The sequence below is a fragment of the Shewanella sp. Koi 1 genome (assembly GCF_052907445.1).
Genome location: NZ_JBREJM010000001.1, coordinates 3,463,306 through 3,478,655 on the forward strand (window position 1 = coordinate 3,463,306; position 15,350 = coordinate 3,478,655).

Annotated in this window: 13 protein-coding genes; 1 reads left to right on the top strand and 12 read right to left on the bottom strand. The window is 48.4% G+C overall.

What is annotated here, in order from left to right; translation table 11 throughout:
• Nucleotides 1-2: 2 nt before the first annotated feature.
• The 3 genes from alaS to recA form a co-directional block, all read right to left on the bottom strand.
• Nucleotides 3-2,627, bottom strand: coding sequence for an alanine--tRNA ligase (gene alaS, locus ACUZ8J_RS15345; RefSeq protein WP_446694288.1), 2,625 nt, complete (start codon nucleotides 2,625-2,627; stop codon nucleotides 3-5).
• A 276-nt stretch (nucleotides 2,628-2,903) separates the two neighbouring features.
• A complete protein-coding gene (locus ACUZ8J_RS15350; RefSeq protein ID WP_446694948.1) occupies nucleotides 2,904-3,371 on the bottom strand; it encodes a regulatory protein RecX in 468 nt (155 codons plus the stop codon).
• Nucleotides 3,372-3,388: 17 nt separating this feature from the next.
• Complete coding sequence (recA, locus tag ACUZ8J_RS15355; RefSeq protein ID WP_109287350.1) at nucleotides 3,389-4,462, bottom strand: recombinase RecA; 1,074 nt, start codon at nucleotides 4,460-4,462, stop codon at nucleotides 3,389-3,391.
• A 383-nt stretch (nucleotides 4,463-4,845) separates the two neighbouring features.
• Here recA and mutS point away from each other — a divergent pair, with 383 nt between their 5' ends.
• On the top strand, nucleotides 4,846-7,431 hold the full coding sequence (gene mutS / locus ACUZ8J_RS15360; protein ID WP_446694289.1) for a DNA mismatch repair protein MutS: 2,586 nt from the start codon (nucleotides 4,846-4,848) through the stop codon (nucleotides 7,429-7,431).
• A gap of 140 nt (nucleotides 7,432-7,571) precedes the next feature.
• On the opposite strand, the gene rpoS is transcribed toward mutS, so the two are convergent.
• From rpoS to eno, 9 genes are all read right to left on the bottom strand, one after another.
• Entirely contained in the window at nucleotides 7,572-8,552 is a 981-nt protein-coding gene (gene rpoS, locus ACUZ8J_RS15365) for an RNA polymerase sigma factor RpoS (RefSeq protein ID WP_011621912.1), read from the bottom strand.
• An 80-nt stretch (nucleotides 8,553-8,632) separates the two neighbouring features.
• Nucleotides 8,633-9,529 carry a peptidoglycan DD-metalloendopeptidase family protein gene (locus ACUZ8J_RS15370; RefSeq protein ID WP_446694290.1) on the bottom strand — a complete coding sequence of 299 codons (897 nt, stop codon included), beginning with the start codon at nucleotides 9,527-9,529 and terminating at the stop codon, nucleotides 8,633-8,635.
• Nucleotides 9,530-9,640: 111 nt separating this feature from the next.
• Nucleotides 9,641-10,276 (bottom strand): protein-L-isoaspartate(D-aspartate) O-methyltransferase, encoded by a 636-nt coding sequence (locus ACUZ8J_RS15375; RefSeq protein ID WP_011621910.1) that lies wholly within the window; start codon nucleotides 10,274-10,276, stop codon nucleotides 9,641-9,643.
• Nucleotides 10,273-11,022, bottom strand: a complete 750-nt coding sequence (gene surE, locus ACUZ8J_RS15380) for a 5'/3'-nucleotidase SurE (protein WP_086903152.1) — start codon at nucleotides 11,020-11,022, stop codon at nucleotides 10,273-10,275. The genes ACUZ8J_RS15375 and surE overlap by 4 nt, the downstream gene beginning before the upstream one ends.
• The gene (truD, locus tag ACUZ8J_RS15385) at nucleotides 11,019-12,161 is read right to left on the bottom strand and encodes a tRNA pseudouridine(13) synthase TruD (protein ID WP_446694291.1); all 1,143 of its coding nucleotides are present in this window, start codon (nucleotides 12,159-12,161) and stop codon (nucleotides 11,019-11,021) included. The genes surE and truD overlap by 4 nt, the downstream gene beginning before the upstream one ends.
• Nucleotides 12,162-12,190: 29 nt before the next feature.
• Nucleotides 12,191-12,670, bottom strand: a complete 480-nt coding sequence (gene ispF / locus ACUZ8J_RS15390; RefSeq protein ID WP_086903150.1) for a 2-C-methyl-D-erythritol 2,4-cyclodiphosphate synthase — start codon at nucleotides 12,668-12,670, stop codon at nucleotides 12,191-12,193.
• A 51-nt stretch (nucleotides 12,671-12,721) separates the two neighbouring features.
• Nucleotides 12,722-13,471, bottom strand: a complete 750-nt coding sequence (gene ispD / locus ACUZ8J_RS15395; RefSeq protein ID WP_446694292.1) for a 2-C-methyl-D-erythritol 4-phosphate cytidylyltransferase — start codon at nucleotides 13,469-13,471, stop codon at nucleotides 12,722-12,724.
• A 10-nt stretch (nucleotides 13,472-13,481) separates the two neighbouring features.
• Entirely contained in the window at nucleotides 13,482-13,781 is a 300-nt protein-coding gene (ftsB, locus tag ACUZ8J_RS15400) for a cell division protein FtsB (protein WP_011625569.1), read from the bottom strand.
• Between the two features lie 100 nt (nucleotides 13,782-13,881).
• Nucleotides 13,882-15,177, bottom strand: coding sequence for a phosphopyruvate hydratase (eno, locus tag ACUZ8J_RS15405; protein ID WP_037421154.1), 1,296 nt, complete (start codon nucleotides 15,175-15,177; stop codon nucleotides 13,882-13,884).
• Nucleotides 15,178-15,350 lie beyond the last annotated feature (173 nt).

Below are 15,350 nucleotides of genomic sequence, written 5' to 3' on the forward strand. Positions count from 1 at the left end.
TCTTAAGCTAAACGCTCAGTAATCCAAGGTAATACTTGAGACAGTGCCGCATCCAGATTTTCTGGTTGGCTACCACCCGCTTGGGCCATATCAGGGCGACCACCGCCTTTACCACCCACCTGCGCAGCAACCATAGCAACCAGTTCACCGGCCTTCACTTTAGCGACTAAGTCGTTGCTCACGCCCGCGATAAGGTTCACTTTGCCTTCTTGAGCCACACCGAGCAGGATAACGGCGGATTTCAGCTTTTGCTTTAACTCATCTTGCAGGCCACGCAGTGCACCTGCTTCAACGCCTTCAAGTTTCTTAATCAGCACATTTACGCCATTAACCACAACCGCATCACCGGCTAAATCCGCACTGGCTGCCGCAGCTAACTTATCTTTCAGTTGCTGCATGTCTTTTTCAAGCTGCTTCATTTTATCCAGTTGCGCTTTCAGCTTAGCCACAACAGATTGGGTATCGCCTTTCAGAAGTGCTGCCGCTTCTTCAAGTTGTGCTTGTTGCTGTGCCACATAGGCCATCGCCGCTGCGCCGGTTACCGCTTCGATACGGCGAACGCCCGCAGCAATACCCCCTTCAGAGGTAATTTTGAATAAACCAATGTCACCGGTACGGCCAACGTGAGTACCACCACACAGTTCGATAGAGAAATCGCCCATAGTGACAACACGCACTTGTGCATCGTACTTCTCACCAAAGAGTGCCATAGCGCCTTTTTCTTTGGCTTCATCAATCGCCATTTCAGCGACTTTCAGCTCATGGTTACGGCGAATTTGGGTGTTAACTAACTCTTCAACCTGTTTCAATTCAGCAGGTTTGACCGCTTCGAAATGAGAGAAGTCGAAACGTAAACGCTCAGGGTCAACTAACGAACCTTTTTGAGTGACATGAGTACCCAACACTTGACGCAGCGCAGCATGTAATAAGTGAGTCACAGAGTGGTTTAACTGGGTGCGGTGACGCAGTTTCTTATCCACTTTTGCTTCAAGTACTTGGCCAACGCTTAAGCTGCCAGCCGTTAACGTACCTTTGTGACCTGAAGCTTGACCAAACTTTTGCGTATCGCTAACAGCAAACTCAATACCTTGAGCCACTAATACGCCCTTGTCACCTACTTGGCCGCCCGATTCTGCGTAGAATGGCGTCACATCGAGCACGACTACGGCATCATCACCCGCATTGATTGCAGGAACTGACTCACCGTTTAGGTAAAGTGCCGTGACTTTGGCATTGCCTGTGAGTTCTGAGTAACCACAGAATGCAGTTTCAGCATCAATTTTCAGTGCCGCGTTGTAATCGGCGCCGAAGTTACCCGCGGCTTGCGCGCGGCTACGTTGTTCAGCCATCGCCGCTTCGAAACCGGCTTCATCGACGATAATGTTGCGCTCACGGCATACGTCAGCGGTTAAATCCACTGGGAAGCCATAGGTATCGTACAGTTTGAAGACTGTTTCACCGTCTAAGGTGTCGCCCTGCAATTCGTTTAACGCGCTATCCAGGATACCTAAACCACGCTCAAGCGTACGAGCAAACTGCTCTTCTTCCGCTTTAAGGGCTTTTTCAACAATCACTTGAGTATCGGCAAGACCTTTAGCGGCATCGCCCATCACTTCGATTAGCGTCGGAACTAACTTGTAGAAGAAGGCTTCAGTTGCCCCTAACTTGTTACCGTGACGCACGGCGCGGCGAATAATACGGCGCAGCACATAGCCACGACCTTCGTTCGATGGCATTACACCATCGGCAACTAAGAAGGCGCATGAACGGATATGGTCGGCAATAACGCGCAGTGACTTGTTAGATAAGTCAGTCACGCCGATGATTTCAGCCGCTTTAGCAATCAAGGCGCGGAAAATATCGATTTCGTAGTTTGAATGCACGCCCTGCATAATCGCAGCGATACGCTCAATCCCCATACCGGTATCGACTGAAGGTTTTGGCAGCGGCAACATTTCACCAGAAGCTTGACGATTGTATTGCATGAATACGATGTTCCAGATTTCGATGAAACGGTCGCCATCTTCTTCTGGGCTACCGGGACGTCCGCCCCAAATATGATCGCCGTGATCGTAGAAAATTTCGGTACATGGACCACAAGGACCTGTGTCACCCATTTGCCAGAAGTTATCTGAAGCGTATGGCGCGCCCTTGTTATCGCCGATACGAATGATGTTTTCAGCGGCAACACCAATCTTTTTATTCCAAATTTCAAAGGCTTCATCGTCTGTTTGGTAAACAGTCACACACAGACGCTCCTTTGGTAGCTTCAAGACTTCAGTCAGGAATGTCCAACCAAAACGAATCGCATCTTCTTTGAAATAATCACCAAAGCTGAAGTTACCCAGCATTTCGAAGAAAGTATGGTGACGCGCGGTGTAACCAACGTTATCTAAATCGTTGTGTTTACCACCCGCACGGACGCAGCGTTGGGCTGTGGTCGCACGTGTATAGCTACGTTTGTCCATGCCAAGAAACACGTCCTTGAACTGGTTCATACCGGCGTTGGTGAATAAAAGCGTTGGATCGTTGCCTGGTACAAGAGAACTACTGTCCACAACTTGGTGACCATTGCTGCGGAAAAATTCGAGGAAAGCACTTCTAAGCGCTGCTGTCGTTTGATACATGAAATCGTCCTGAATTGGGTAAGCATGACCAGCTACACCATAAGGTAGCCGTATTTCTATTTGCCCAGCATTATAAGCAGACTGAGGAAAGACGACCAGCCTTGAATAGCGATATAGGCTTAGGAATCTCATATTTTCGGTGAGTTTGCAGCTAAGACATGGCTTATCACAAAAGCCAAGCGGTAAAGAAGAGTCGATGAGGCGAACCCGCACCGCTGCCGAACGCAAAAGACAACGACAAGCACTAGCCTAGAGCTGCGAGTTTATGCCATGACGTTAGTCATCATGGTCTTCCAAAGGGTCGTAATCTAAGGCGTAGGAGACTTGTTCGTAATTAAAGCCTTGGCTCAGTAAAAACCGCACCCGTTTGGCTTTTTCTTTCGCCAGCAGCTCGCGGGATTGTGAGCCTTTGACCTCGGTGACTTTTGGGATAGCATATTTTTTGATGGCTTTAGCTTTTGCTAGCTCAAACCAATCATGATCATTTGCAGATAACGCGGCTTCGATACAATCCTTTGAAAGCCCCTTTTGGGCAATGGCTTGGCGAATACGGATAGGCCCATGACCACGGGCAATATGGCTGCAAACGAGAAGCTCGGCATAGCGCTTATCATTGATAAAACCCGATGCTTCACAATCATCGAGCACGGGATCAATATCTACGACCTCAAAGCCTTTTTCGAGCAGTTTGGAGCTGATTTCTTGGCGAGAATAGTCGCGGCGCGCTAACAGCGCGACCGCGATTTGACGGGCAGACTGGCTCAGAATACTTCGCCTGTTTCGAAATCAACATTGCCTTCGCTATTTTCATCATCAGAAGAAGATGAAGACATAGCACTTGGGTTACTCAGCAGTAACTCACGCAGTGTTTTATCGATTTCAGCAGCAATTTCTGGATTTTCAGTCAGATATTTACCGGCATTTGCACGGCCCTGACCAATCTTGTCACCCTTGTAGCTGTACCATGCACCGGCTTTTTCGATCAGTTTATGGGCCACACCTAAATCGACTAATTCACCGGTACGGTTGATACCTTGACCGTAAAGAATTTGGAACTCAGCTTGCTTAAACGGCGCAGCAACTTTGTTTTTAACCACTTTAACGCGCGTCTCGTTACCTACCACTTCATCGCCTTCTTTGATAGCACCTGTACGGCGAATATCGAGACGAACAGAGGCGTAGAACTTCAGCGCGTTACCGCCTGTTGTGGTTTCTGGGTTACCAAACATCACACCAATCTTCATACGAATTTGGTTGATGAAGATTAACAGTGTATTCGATTGCTTGAGGTTACCCGCTAACTTACGCATCGCTTGGCTCATCATACGCGCCGCTAAGCCCATGTGTGAGTCGCCAATTTCACCTTCAATTTCCGCTTTGGGTGTTAATGCCGCAACCGAGTCAACGATGATCACATCTACCGCGCCAGAACGGGTTAACGCATCACAGATCTCAAGGGCTTGTTCACCAGTATCGGGTTGTGAACACAGTAAGTTATCGATATCAACGCCTAACTTTTTAGCATAGATAGGGTCTAGCGCGTGCTCGGCGTCGATAAAGGCACAGGTTTTACCTTCGCGCTGAGCGGCAGCAATCACTTCTAATGTCAGCGTCGTTTTACCTGATGATTCTGGACCATAAATCTCAACGATACGTCCCATTGGTAAACCGCCAGCACCTAAGGCGACGTCAAGGGAAAGTGAACCAGTAGAAATAGTCTCAACATCCATAGAGCGGTCTTCGCCCAGCTTCATGATGGAGCCTTTACCAAATTGCTTTTCAATTTGGCTCAATACCGCAGCAAGTGCTTTCTCTTTGTTTGGATCGACCTTCATTCCTGTTCCCTCATCTAGACAGTATCAGTACTGTCAAAAGTGATATTCAATTTATTAAAGCGGGTAATACAAAAAGCGAGGCTCTTTGTCATAATCTGCTGACTAGTATACTGTACAATCATACAGTATCAAGACCTGTGAATGATTTATTTTTCAGTCAGAAAATTTTCCCGTTGAGACAAGCTTTTACCGACTCGTGCTGCAGATTTGTCAGGATATCAGTGAATATCCATGGTTTAAGGGTCAATTTTCAGAAAATTATTGCTAAGATTGGCGTCAATTTATTTTAGACAGTAATAGTGCATATCCACTGATTTTTTATCCCATTACTGTACGACTTTTTTCCCCCGCTTTGGGCCGGCATAACGGACGAAAACGATTTAATGAATCCTATAGATACCGATGATTTAGAAAAACATACCCCTATGATGCGTCAATATTTGACCATGAAAGCAGAGCATCACGACATGCTGCTGTTTTATCGTATGGGTGACTTCTATGAACTCTTCTATGATGACGCAAAACGCGCCTCTGAATTATTGGGCATTTCCCTTACGGCCCGCGGCAAAAGTGGCGGTGACCCGATCCCGATGGCGGGTATCCCTTACCATGCAGTTGAAGGCTATCTCGCCAAATTGGTTCAAATTGGCCAATCGGTCGCGATCTGTGAGCAGATTGGCGATCCTGCTACCTCAAAAGGCCCTGTTGAGCGAAAAGTGGTGCGCATCGTCACCCCAGGTACTTTGACCGACGAAGCGCTATTACAGGAGAGACAAGACAATCTGTTAGCCGCGGTTTATCAAGGTAAAGTCGGTTTTGGCTACGCGACCCTCGATGTGTCTTCCGGCCGTTTCGTGATTGCTGAATTAGAGACAAAAGAGTCCCTCGAAGCCGAGCTTCAACGTACCAATCCGGTCGAAATTCTCTATAGCGAAGATTTTGGCGCGATGGAGCTATTGCATCATTTTAAAGGCAAGCGTCGCCGCCCCGAGTGGGAGTTTGATTACGATACCAGCATTAAACTGCTGCTGGCACAGTTTGGCACTAAGGATTTGCACGGCTTTGGGATTACCGATGCAAGGCTTTCGCTACAAGCGGCTGGTTGCTTAATGCAATATGTGAAAGACACCCAGCGCACCGCCCTGCCCCATATCAATGCCATTACCCGTTTCAATCAAACCGATACGATTGTCTTGGATGCGGCAACGCGCCGTAACCTCGAACTGACACAAAATTTGAGTGGTGGTCGAGATAACACCCTAGCAGCCGTACTCGACAATACCGCCACAGCCATGGGCAGCCGGATGTTGCAACGCTGGATCCATCAGCCGCTAAGAGACCATGCCCAGATTTTTGCTCGCCAAACGGCCGTGAATGAATTACTCGAGACCACTGCCCATGAATCATTGCACGAACAGCTTAAAGCCCTAGGCGATATTGAACGTATCATGGCAAGGCTGGCACTGCGTAACGCTCGTCCAAGGGATTTTGCCCGCCTACGCCAAGCATTAAACCTATTGCCTCAGTTGCAGCAATCACTCGCGCAGTTAAGTGCGCCCCATACGGTGAAACTAGGCCGACTCTTAGGTGAGTTTCCCGAAGAGCAACAACTGCTTGAGCGCGCCATTGTCGATAATCCGCCGATGCTTATCCGTGATGGCGGCGTGATCCGTGAAGGCTACAATGCCGAGTTAGATGAATGGCGAGGCTTAAGTGAAGGAGCCACTGATTATCTAGTTCAGCTCGAGGCGCGGGAAAAAGAGCGTACCGGCATTGCCACGTTGAAGGTTGGCTACAACCGAGTGCATGGCTACTACATCGAGGTCAGTCGCCTGCAATCGCAGCAAGTACCGTTAAATTACCAACGTCGTCAAACCCTTAAGAATATGGAGCGTTACATCACGCCCGAGCTTAAGGAATACGAAGAAAAAGTGCTGTCGAGCCAAGGTAAGGCGCTCGCCCTTGAAAAACAACTTTGGGACGAATTGTTTGATTTAATCCTCCCCAAGTTGCATGAGCTACAAGCCTTCGCCAGAGCGGCAGCCGAACTCGATGTGCTGAGTAACTTTGCCGAACGTGCCGAAACCTTAGGGTATACCTGCCCAGAACTGAGCAGCGAAATCGGCGTAAAAATCGAAGCGGGTCGCCACCCTGTAGTCGAGCGTGTGAGTCAAACGCCTTTTATCGCCAACCCTGTCACCCTGCACAATCAACGCCGGATGCTGATTGTTACAGGTCCAAACATGGGCGGTAAATCGACCTACATGCGCCAAGTGGCGCTTATCACCCTAATGGCACACATTGGCTGCTTTGTGCCAGCTGATCGCGCCATCATTGGCCCTATCGATCGGATTTTTACTCGGATTGGCGCCTCAGACGATCTCGCCTCTGGTCGCTCAACCTTTATGGTGGAAATGACTGAAACGGCAAATATTCTCCATAATGCGACCGCACAAAGTTTAGTCTTGATGGATGAAATTGGCCGCGGCACATCAACCTACGATGGCCTGTCATTAGCTTGGTCTGCGGCTGAATATTTAGCACAGCAAGTCGGCGCAATGACGCTGTTTGCGACCCATTATTTCGAGTTAACGCAATTACCGGAAATTATGGCTGGCGTTTATAACGTGCACCTCGATGCGATTGAACACGAAGACACCATCGCCTTTATGCATGCAGTGCAAGAAGGTGCAGCCAGTAAGAGTTATGGTTTGCAGGTTGCGGCCCTTGCCGGGGTGCCAGCTCGGGTGATTAAGGCGGCAAAACACAAGTTACATCAACTTGAGAGCCGCGATCATCAAGTGGAAGGTGCTAATGTTCACGGCACTAGGGCACCGATCCAAACACTGCTCGCTCTGCCTGAGCCAGTGGAGAATCCCGCTGTCAGCAAATTAAAAGCCATAAATCCCGATAACCTGACCCCAAAACAGGCGCTGGATTTACTCTACGAGCTAAAACGCTTGAGTTAACACATAGAGTGAAAACTCGCGATAACATAAACGCGAAAGCATAAAAAAACGCCCTCAATATTGGGCGTTTTTTATGACTTGATGAACGGGTTTAGGGCTAAATATCCAAGCCAAAGTTTCTAAACCTAAATCTCTAAACCTTAGTTTCTAAATAATGCCTCTACAGAGAGACCTTGAGCGCCCAGCAAATCACGTAGGCGTTTAAGGGCTTCTACTTGAATTTGGCGAACACGTTCACGGGTGAGGCCAATTTCTGCGCCTACGTCTTCAAGGGTTGAGGGTTCATAACCCAATAAGCCAAAGCGGCGCGCTAACACTTCTCTTTGCTTGGTATTGAGTTCGTTAAGCCATTTCACCACTGAGTTTGAAATGTCTTCATCTTGTACTTTGTAGTCAGGGCCTACGTTGTCGTCATCGGCAAGCACATCGAGTAACGCCTTGTCGTTATCGCCACCTAAGGGGATATCGACAGAGGTGATCTTCTCGTTGAGCTTCAGCATACGGCTGACGTCAACACTGGATACTTGCAGTTTCTCGGCAATTTCTTCTGCCGTAGGTTCGTGGTCAAGTTTTTGCGCTAATTCCCGAGCCGTACGTAAATAGACGTTGAGTTCTTTTACCACATGGATTGGCAAGCGAATCGTGCGGGTTTGATTCATGATGGCACGTTCAATCGTTTGTCTGATCCACCAAGTCGCATAGGTTGAGAAACGGAAGCCTCTTTCTGGGTCGAATTTTTCCACCGCACGGATCAAGCCAAGATTACCCTCTTCGATTAAATCCAGCAGCGCAAGGCCACGATTATTGTAACGACGGGCAATTTTAACCACGAGTCGCAGGTTACTCTCAATCATACGATTACGGGATTTTTCGCAGCCTTTTAAGGCCTTACGGGAAAAGTAAACTTCTTCTTCTGCGCTAAGCAGTGGGGAAAACCCTATTTCACCTAAATAGAGCTGGGTGGCATCAAGATTTTTTTGCAGGTCATCTTGAACCTGTTGTTCGAGTCCTAGTTCTTGAACTAAATCAGCGGCAATATCCTCTTTATCGAGATCAAACTCTGCGGTATCTACGGAAAAATCTACGAGTTCTTCTGCGGCAGTGCTATTTATGCGGCTCATGATCAAATCTCCCAAACCTAATGTAAACTGCTTGAATTACTGCAATTTTTTATCCTCCATGCCAACAAGGCCCTAAACAATCATTGCTTAGGTAAATAGTTAAGTGGGTTAACAGACTGACCGTGGTAACGGATCTCGAAACGAAGCATTACCTGATTGGTACCTGTACTGCCCATTTTTGCAACTGTCTGTCCAGCAAGGACATGTTGCTTTTCTTCGACTAAGATCTGATCTGCATGAGCATAGGCACTAAGGTAATCGTCACTATGTTTAATAATCACTAAATTACCGTAACCCCTAAGAGCACTACCTGCGTATACCACCCGCCCATCTGCAGCGGCTTTGATGATATCTCCGCGTTTTCCTGCGATCTTAATTCCTTTATTTCCCTGCTCATTGGCAGAGTATGTCCCAATCAATTTACCTCTTACTGGCCATTGCCACTGACTGACACTGTCTGGCAGTGTTGATGTCGGGGCGACGATCGAAGGGTTAATATTTTGTTGAGAGCTTGTTGCAGAATACGCAGGCTTCGCTTTCTGATCAAGTGTTTTTTTCTGCTGTTCACTTGACAAGTTTTTCGCGGAAGAATTGTTACTAGCTGATTGTTTATCAAGAGAATTAGCTTTATTTTGCCCTTTAGACGCTGAATTGCTTCCACCTAAAGTTGTAGAGCCTTTACCATTTTTTCCTGTGTCATTCGTTAAATATAAAATCTGTCCAGGGTAGATGGTGTACGATTTATCTAATTGATTAATTTTGGCAATTTCGGCGAAATCTTTACCCGCAGCCCAAGATATAGAATAAAGGGTGTCACCTTTCTTAACTTTATATGAATTAGATTTAATGTGGCCTTTGTTATGTTTGGAATAACTGTGGGAGAGACTTTCGACAGGTGCGGGGCGACTCGCCTGAAAGCTACAGCCCACAAGCAACAACACTAAACAGAGGTTTAAGAGTAAACCCGCATTCAACAATAAAAACTCCTCTTTAGGGCTATCTTACTGTTTTACCTAATCATAAAAGGCCAAGTGTTTAACGAAGTGACCTAAAGCTAAAAACTTAAGCGAATAACTTAAGCGAATAACTTAAGCGAGCTCGCCATTGACCAAGGGAACAAATTTGACGGTTTCTATCACTTCAGAACTAAAACGGTCCGAGCGGCGGGTAAAGCGCATCAATTGCTGCGTCTCTTCCCCCACAGGGATGATTAGCACGCCGCCTTCGGCCAACTGAGACAACAAGGCTTCGGGAACCTTAGCCGCTGCCGCCGTGACCATAATCCCATCGAAGGGGCTGCGATTCGGCCAGCCCTGCCAGCCATCACCATATTTGAATGACACGTTATGAAGATCGAGCCGCTTTAATCTTTGTCTCGCTTGGATCTGTAAACCTTTAATACGCTCAATGGTGCACAGTTCTGGCACTAATTGCGCCAGGATCGCCGCTTGGTAGCCTGAGCCCGTTCCCACCTCAAGCACCTTTTGCGGCTGATGTTGAAGCAGTAACTCTGTCATACGCGCCACGATATAAGGCTGAGAAATGGTTTGTCCTTGGCCTATGGGCAAGGCAGTGTTTTCGTAAGCTTTATGGGCCAGCGCATTATCAAGAAACAACTCGCGCGGGGTATGGGATATTGCCTTAAGAACGGCTGGATGGCGGATCCCCGCCTCCTGAAGCTTTTTTGCTAAATTCACCGCCGATGTTAAGGCAACTCGAGTCATATTTTATCTACCCAATCTTGCAATACCGATAATTGTCTATACGCGGTCAAGTCCACGGTTAAGGGAGTGATCGACACATAACCATGGGCAATCGCATGGAAATCCGTTCCTTCACTCGCATCTTGTTCTACACCCGGTGGGCCAAGCCAAAAAATCTCTTTCCCCGCAGGATCCTGCGTTCGCACTATGCCTTCGGCCTTATGCCGTGCACCTAGGCGCGTCACCCGAATCCCTTTAATCTCATCGAGCGGTAAATCGGGCACATTGATATTGAGGATCTGATCGCTCGCAATCGGATGCGCTAACAGCCCCTGCACGATCCGCCGCGCATACACTGCCGCAGAGTGGTAATGTTTTAATGCCTTACCATTAAGCGAAATTGCAACGGCGGGGAAACCTAAAAACCGCCCCTCCATCGCCGCCGCTACTGTACCCGAATATAAAGTGTCATCCCCCATATTCGCGCCAGCATTGATGCCCGATACCACCATATCCGGCTCTCCATCACAAAGCTCACGTATAGCTAAGTGAACGCAATCCGTGGGTGTACCGTGAACCGAAATATAACCATTATCTAACCTATTAATTCTTAATGGGTTAGTCAAGGTTAAAGAGTTACTTGCGCCGGAACAATTACGATCGGGCGCGACCGTCATCACAGTGGCGATTTCGGCAAGCGCCTCGGTTAAGGCTCTGATCCCCGGCGCATTCACACCATCATCATTACTGACTAAGATGCGGATCATGAAGCGGACTCATCAGGCTCTGGCGCACTGGTTTCTGGTGTATCGAGCTCTACAGTCTGACTCGCTGTTGCAGTATTAGCCTCAGGAGCATTAGCCTCAGGCGAGACTGTCGCTTGCCATTGCAGCTCTTTCACATCTTGATAATCAACCAGCTCTCTTAACAGCGATGTCGCAAAGCTGCCCGCAGGTAAGATAAATTCGAGCACTAATCCATCCACGGTTTGCTCGTATTTAAGACCTTGAGGTTCGAGCAGCAATGGACGACGCTCCTGCTCAAGCCCCGCGTGCTCAAGGCCGTAGCAATCTTCGCTCAGCTCTGCCATAGCGAGGGTTTCAACCTCGGCAGCCTCGCCCTGCGGTAGCATTTTCCCGCGGCCCCAAAGTGGGGCTGAAAGCTGAATATCTTTCTCAATCAAGCGTTTTAATACCACTAAATCCCATTCTGGCGTGACGAAAAAGCTCTTACTGCCCGCCAGCATCACGCAATCCCCCGCTAAGGGTTTAGTGCCATGATTCGCCAAACGATAGGAGACAACGGTATTGAACAGATTGGAGCGCACCGCAGACAGATACATGCTTCGCTTATTACGGTCTTTCACCTTTTTGCCCGCCAGCATTTGCCGTCCCATCACGAGGTTTTTACCATCGTGACCGAAACGCTGCTCACCAAAATAATTAGGCACACCAATCTGGCTGACTTTTTCGATGCGGCTGATAATGTCTTCCACGTTTGTGACATTACGCAGGGTAAGAATAAAACGGTTGCCCAAGAGCGCGCCAATGCGTAGTTTTTTGCTGTGGCGACTGCTGGATAAAATGGTTAAGCGCTCGCTGTTTAGCTCGTTCCACGCAGGGGTTTCTTTACCTGGGATACGAATGCCAAACCACTGTTCTGTGATGGCATTTTTATCTTTTTGTCCGGCATAGGTCACCTCTTTGGGATGAACCTTAGCGAACTTCGCCAGCATTTCAGCCACTTGCACCGTATTCAGCCCATCCTTACGAATGTGGACTAAATGATGCTCGCCCTCGCCCGACGGGCTAAAAGGCAAAATCTCTTTCACGATAAAGTCGCTGTTAACGGTTCTTAAATCTGCGGTGCCCGTCGGTTTGCCGTACAGGTAATGTAGTTCGCTCATGGGTCTTTCTTATCTCTTAAAGTTTCAGGCTATTGGCGACTGAGTAATACGACGGCTTCGACCGCAATGCCTTCTTTACGGCCGGTAAACCCGAGTTTTTCGGTAGTGGTTGCCTTAACGTTGATATCGGCAACGTCAGCATTAAGATCGGCCGCCAACACGTGGCGCATATCCTCGATATGCGGCGCCATCTTAGGCGCTTGGGCAATGATAGTGACATCCAGATTACCCAGCTCAAATCCCTTCGCCCGCGCTAACGCATAGCAATGGCGCAGCAAGACGCGGCTATCGGCGCCCTTATAGGCGGCATCGGTATCGGGGAAATGTTTACCAATATCCCCAAGGGCCATAGCCCCTAAAATGGCATCGGAGATGGCATGCAGCACCACATCGCCATCGGAATGAGCCACCAGCCCGGTTTCGTAGGGGACTTCGACCCCACATAAAATTAACGGGCGCGCTTCACCAAATTTATGGACATCAAAACCATGGCCGATTCGGATTTTCATTACTTAATTCCTAACGTATTTAATAAATTGCGCAATTCACTCAACTTGCATTCAAGCATTCGCGCGCAGTAAAAAGAGCTCTGCCAACTCCAAATCATCGGGATGGGTGACTTTAATGTTATCCGCCCGCCCGGCGACCAAACCAGGGGAAATGCCCGCCCACTCCATCGCCGAGGCCTCATCGGTTACAACAGCACCCGCGGCAAGCGCGGCTTTTAAATGTAATCGCAACAAGGAGGTTGGAAATAACTGCGGCGTCAACGCATGCCAGAGATTATCGCGGCAAACGGTCGAGCTAATTTCACCTAAGCTATTGGCGCGCTTCATGGTATCCCGCACAGGCATGGCTAAAATCGCCCCCTGGGGAAAGTGCACCCGCGAAGCCAGCAATTTATCTATGTCCCCCGCCATCAGGCAGGGTCTGGCCGCATCGTGTACTAAAGCCCAACCATTATCAGGCGCCTTATCGAGTGCCGCCAATACCGAGTCGGCGCGCTCAGAGCCGCCAATGACAGTCACCAGCTTGGGATGCTTGGCCTGCGGCAACGCAGCAAACTCGGTATCCTCTGGATGCAGTGCCACAATCACTTGGTTAATTTGCGGATGGGACAATAACTTGTCTAAGGTATGGGCCAGAATGCTTTGCCCCAGCAAGGTTAAATATTGCTTGGGTTTGCCCGCGCCCATGCGACTGCCAATCCCCGCGGCGGGCACAATCGCGACCACATGGTGCGAGAAAGGATCAATTTGAACTGCAACTTGGGTTTCGACCTGCGGCGCGGCTTCTAATACGGTATCCATAGGCGCTCCGTTACTGCGAGGGACTCGATACTGAACGGTCACCGCCCACCACGCGATAGAAGGTTTCACCTTCTTTCACCATGCCTAGCTCGTTACGCGCCCGCTCTTCAATCGCTTCGGTACCACTCTTAAGGTCGATAATTTCCTCTTTAAGCACTTGATTACGCTCATTGAGTTTTGCATTACCTTCTTGCTGAGCCGCGATCTGTTTTTGCAGAACAAAGTATTCGGGCAGGCTGTTATCGCCCGACCACAGCCGATATTGCAGCAAACCGAGAAGCACTATGAGTGCAATGACAAAGAATTTCATGGAGGAATTAGCGTCAGTATCTTGAATTAAAAAAATATACTGCAGATAGTACAACAAAAAAGGCCACCAAGTGGTGGCCTTTTTACATCAGACGACTAAATTACGCCTGACCTTTGATTTCTTTCAAACCGCGGTATGGTGCTTTTTCACCTAATTGCTCTTCGATACGCAGCAATTGGTTGTATTTAGCAACACGGTCAGAACGGCACAGTGAACCGGTCTTGATTTGGCCAGCCGCAGTACCTACCGCTAAATCAGCGATAGTAGCGTCTTCAGTTTCACCGCTACGGTGTGAAATCACCGCAGTGTAACCCGCTGCTTTTGCCATACGGATAGCCGCTAAGGTTTCAGTTAATGAACCGATTTGGTTGAACTTGATCAGGATTGAGTTAGCGATGCCGTTCTCGATACCACGGGTTAAGATCTTAGTGTTAGTTACGAATAAATCGTCGCCCACTAATTGGATCTTGTCGCCCATGATCTTAGTTTGGTATGCCCAACCATCCCAATCTGACTCGTCCAGACCATCTTCAATAGAGACGATTGGATATTGTTCAGTCAGTGACTTCAGGAAGTCAGAGAAGCCGTTTGAATCGAATACTTTGCCTTCGCCAGACAGGTTATATTTACCGTCTTTGTAGAACTCAGAAGCCGCACAGTCTAATGCCAGAGTCACGTCAGTACCCAGCTTGTAACCCGCTAATTCAACGGCTTCTTTGATTACCGCTAATGCATCGGCGTTAGAAGACAGGTTAGGAGCGAAACCACCTTCGTCACCCACAGAAGTGCTTAAACCTTTACCGTGCAGTACTTTTTTCAGGGTGTGGAAAATCTCAGCGCCCATACGTAAAGCTTCGCGGAAGTTTTTCGCGCCAACAGGTTGCACCATGAACTCTTGGATATCAACGTTGTTATCCGCGTGCTCGCCACCGTTGAGGATGTTCATCATCGGTACAGGCATAGCGTATTGGCCAGGTGTGCCGTTTAATTCCGCAATGTGAGCGTATAAAGGCATGCCTTTAAATGCCGCAGCCGCTTTAGCCGCCGCTAAGGACACAGCGAGAATCGCGTTAGCGCCTAACTTGTCTTTGTTTTCAGTGCCGTCTAAGTCGATCATGATTTGATCAAGTTCGGCTTGGGCAGTCGCATCTTTACCGATTAACGCAGCACGGATAGGACCGTTTACGTTAGCCACAGCAGTTAATACACCTTTACCTAAGTAACGGCTCTTGTCGCCATCACGCAGTTCTAGTGCTTCGCGGCTACCGGTAGAAGCACCAGATGGCGCAGCCGCCATACCGATAAAACCACCTTCTAAATGCACTTCGGCTTCAACTGTTGGGTTACCACGAGAATCCATAATCTCGCGACCAATCACGTTAATAATCTTAGCCATATTACCCTCGATTTAAGTTTAAAAGAGAAAAGAAAAAACCAATACCAATGGGAATTAACAGATGTAGAGTACGACCAAAATCTTTAAATTCCGTTTACTATTTCCGTCTAGACGCATGTCGTTTATACACATGGGTATGAGTTTTGACTCATGTTTACGCGGCCTGAGTGTAA

Excerpts from the sequence above, each read along its gene's own strand:
- ftsB (WP_011625569.1), bottom strand. The coding sequence starts at position 13,781 with ATGAAATTCTTTGTCATTGCACTCATAGTGCTTCTCGGTTTGCTGCAA.
- alaS (WP_446694288.1), bottom strand. The coding sequence starts at position 2,627 with ATGTATCAAACGACAGCAGCGCTTAGAAGTGCTTTCCTCGAATTTTTC.
- ispF (WP_086903150.1), bottom strand. The coding sequence starts at position 12,670 with ATGAAAATCCGAATCGGCCATGGTTTTGATGTCCATAAATTTGGTGAA.
- rpoS (WP_011621912.1), bottom strand. The coding sequence starts at position 8,552 with ATGAGCCGCATAAATAGCACTGCCGCAGAAGAACTCGTAGATTTTTCC.
- ispD (WP_446694292.1), bottom strand. The coding sequence starts at position 13,471 with ATGGATACCGTATTAGAAGCCGCGCCGCAGGTCGAAACCCAAGTTGCA.
- mutS (WP_446694289.1), top strand. The coding sequence starts at position 4,846 with ATGAATCCTATAGATACCGATGATTTAGAAAAACATACCCCTATGATG.
- truD (WP_446694291.1), bottom strand. The coding sequence starts at position 12,161 with ATGAGCGAACTACATTACCTGTACGGCAAACCGACGGGCACCGCAGAT.
- eno (WP_037421154.1), bottom strand. The coding sequence starts at position 15,177 with ATGGCTAAGATTATTAACGTGATTGGTCGCGAGATTATGGATTCTCGT.
- recA (WP_109287350.1), bottom strand. The coding sequence starts at position 4,462 with ATGAAGGTCGATCCAAACAAAGAGAAAGCACTTGCTGCGGTATTGAGC.
- surE (WP_086903152.1), bottom strand. The coding sequence starts at position 11,022 with ATGATCCGCATCTTAGTCAGTAATGATGATGGTGTGAATGCGCCGGGG.
- ACUZ8J_RS15375 (WP_011621910.1), bottom strand. The coding sequence starts at position 10,276 with ATGACTCGAGTTGCCTTAACATCGGCGGTGAATTTAGCAAAAAAGCTT.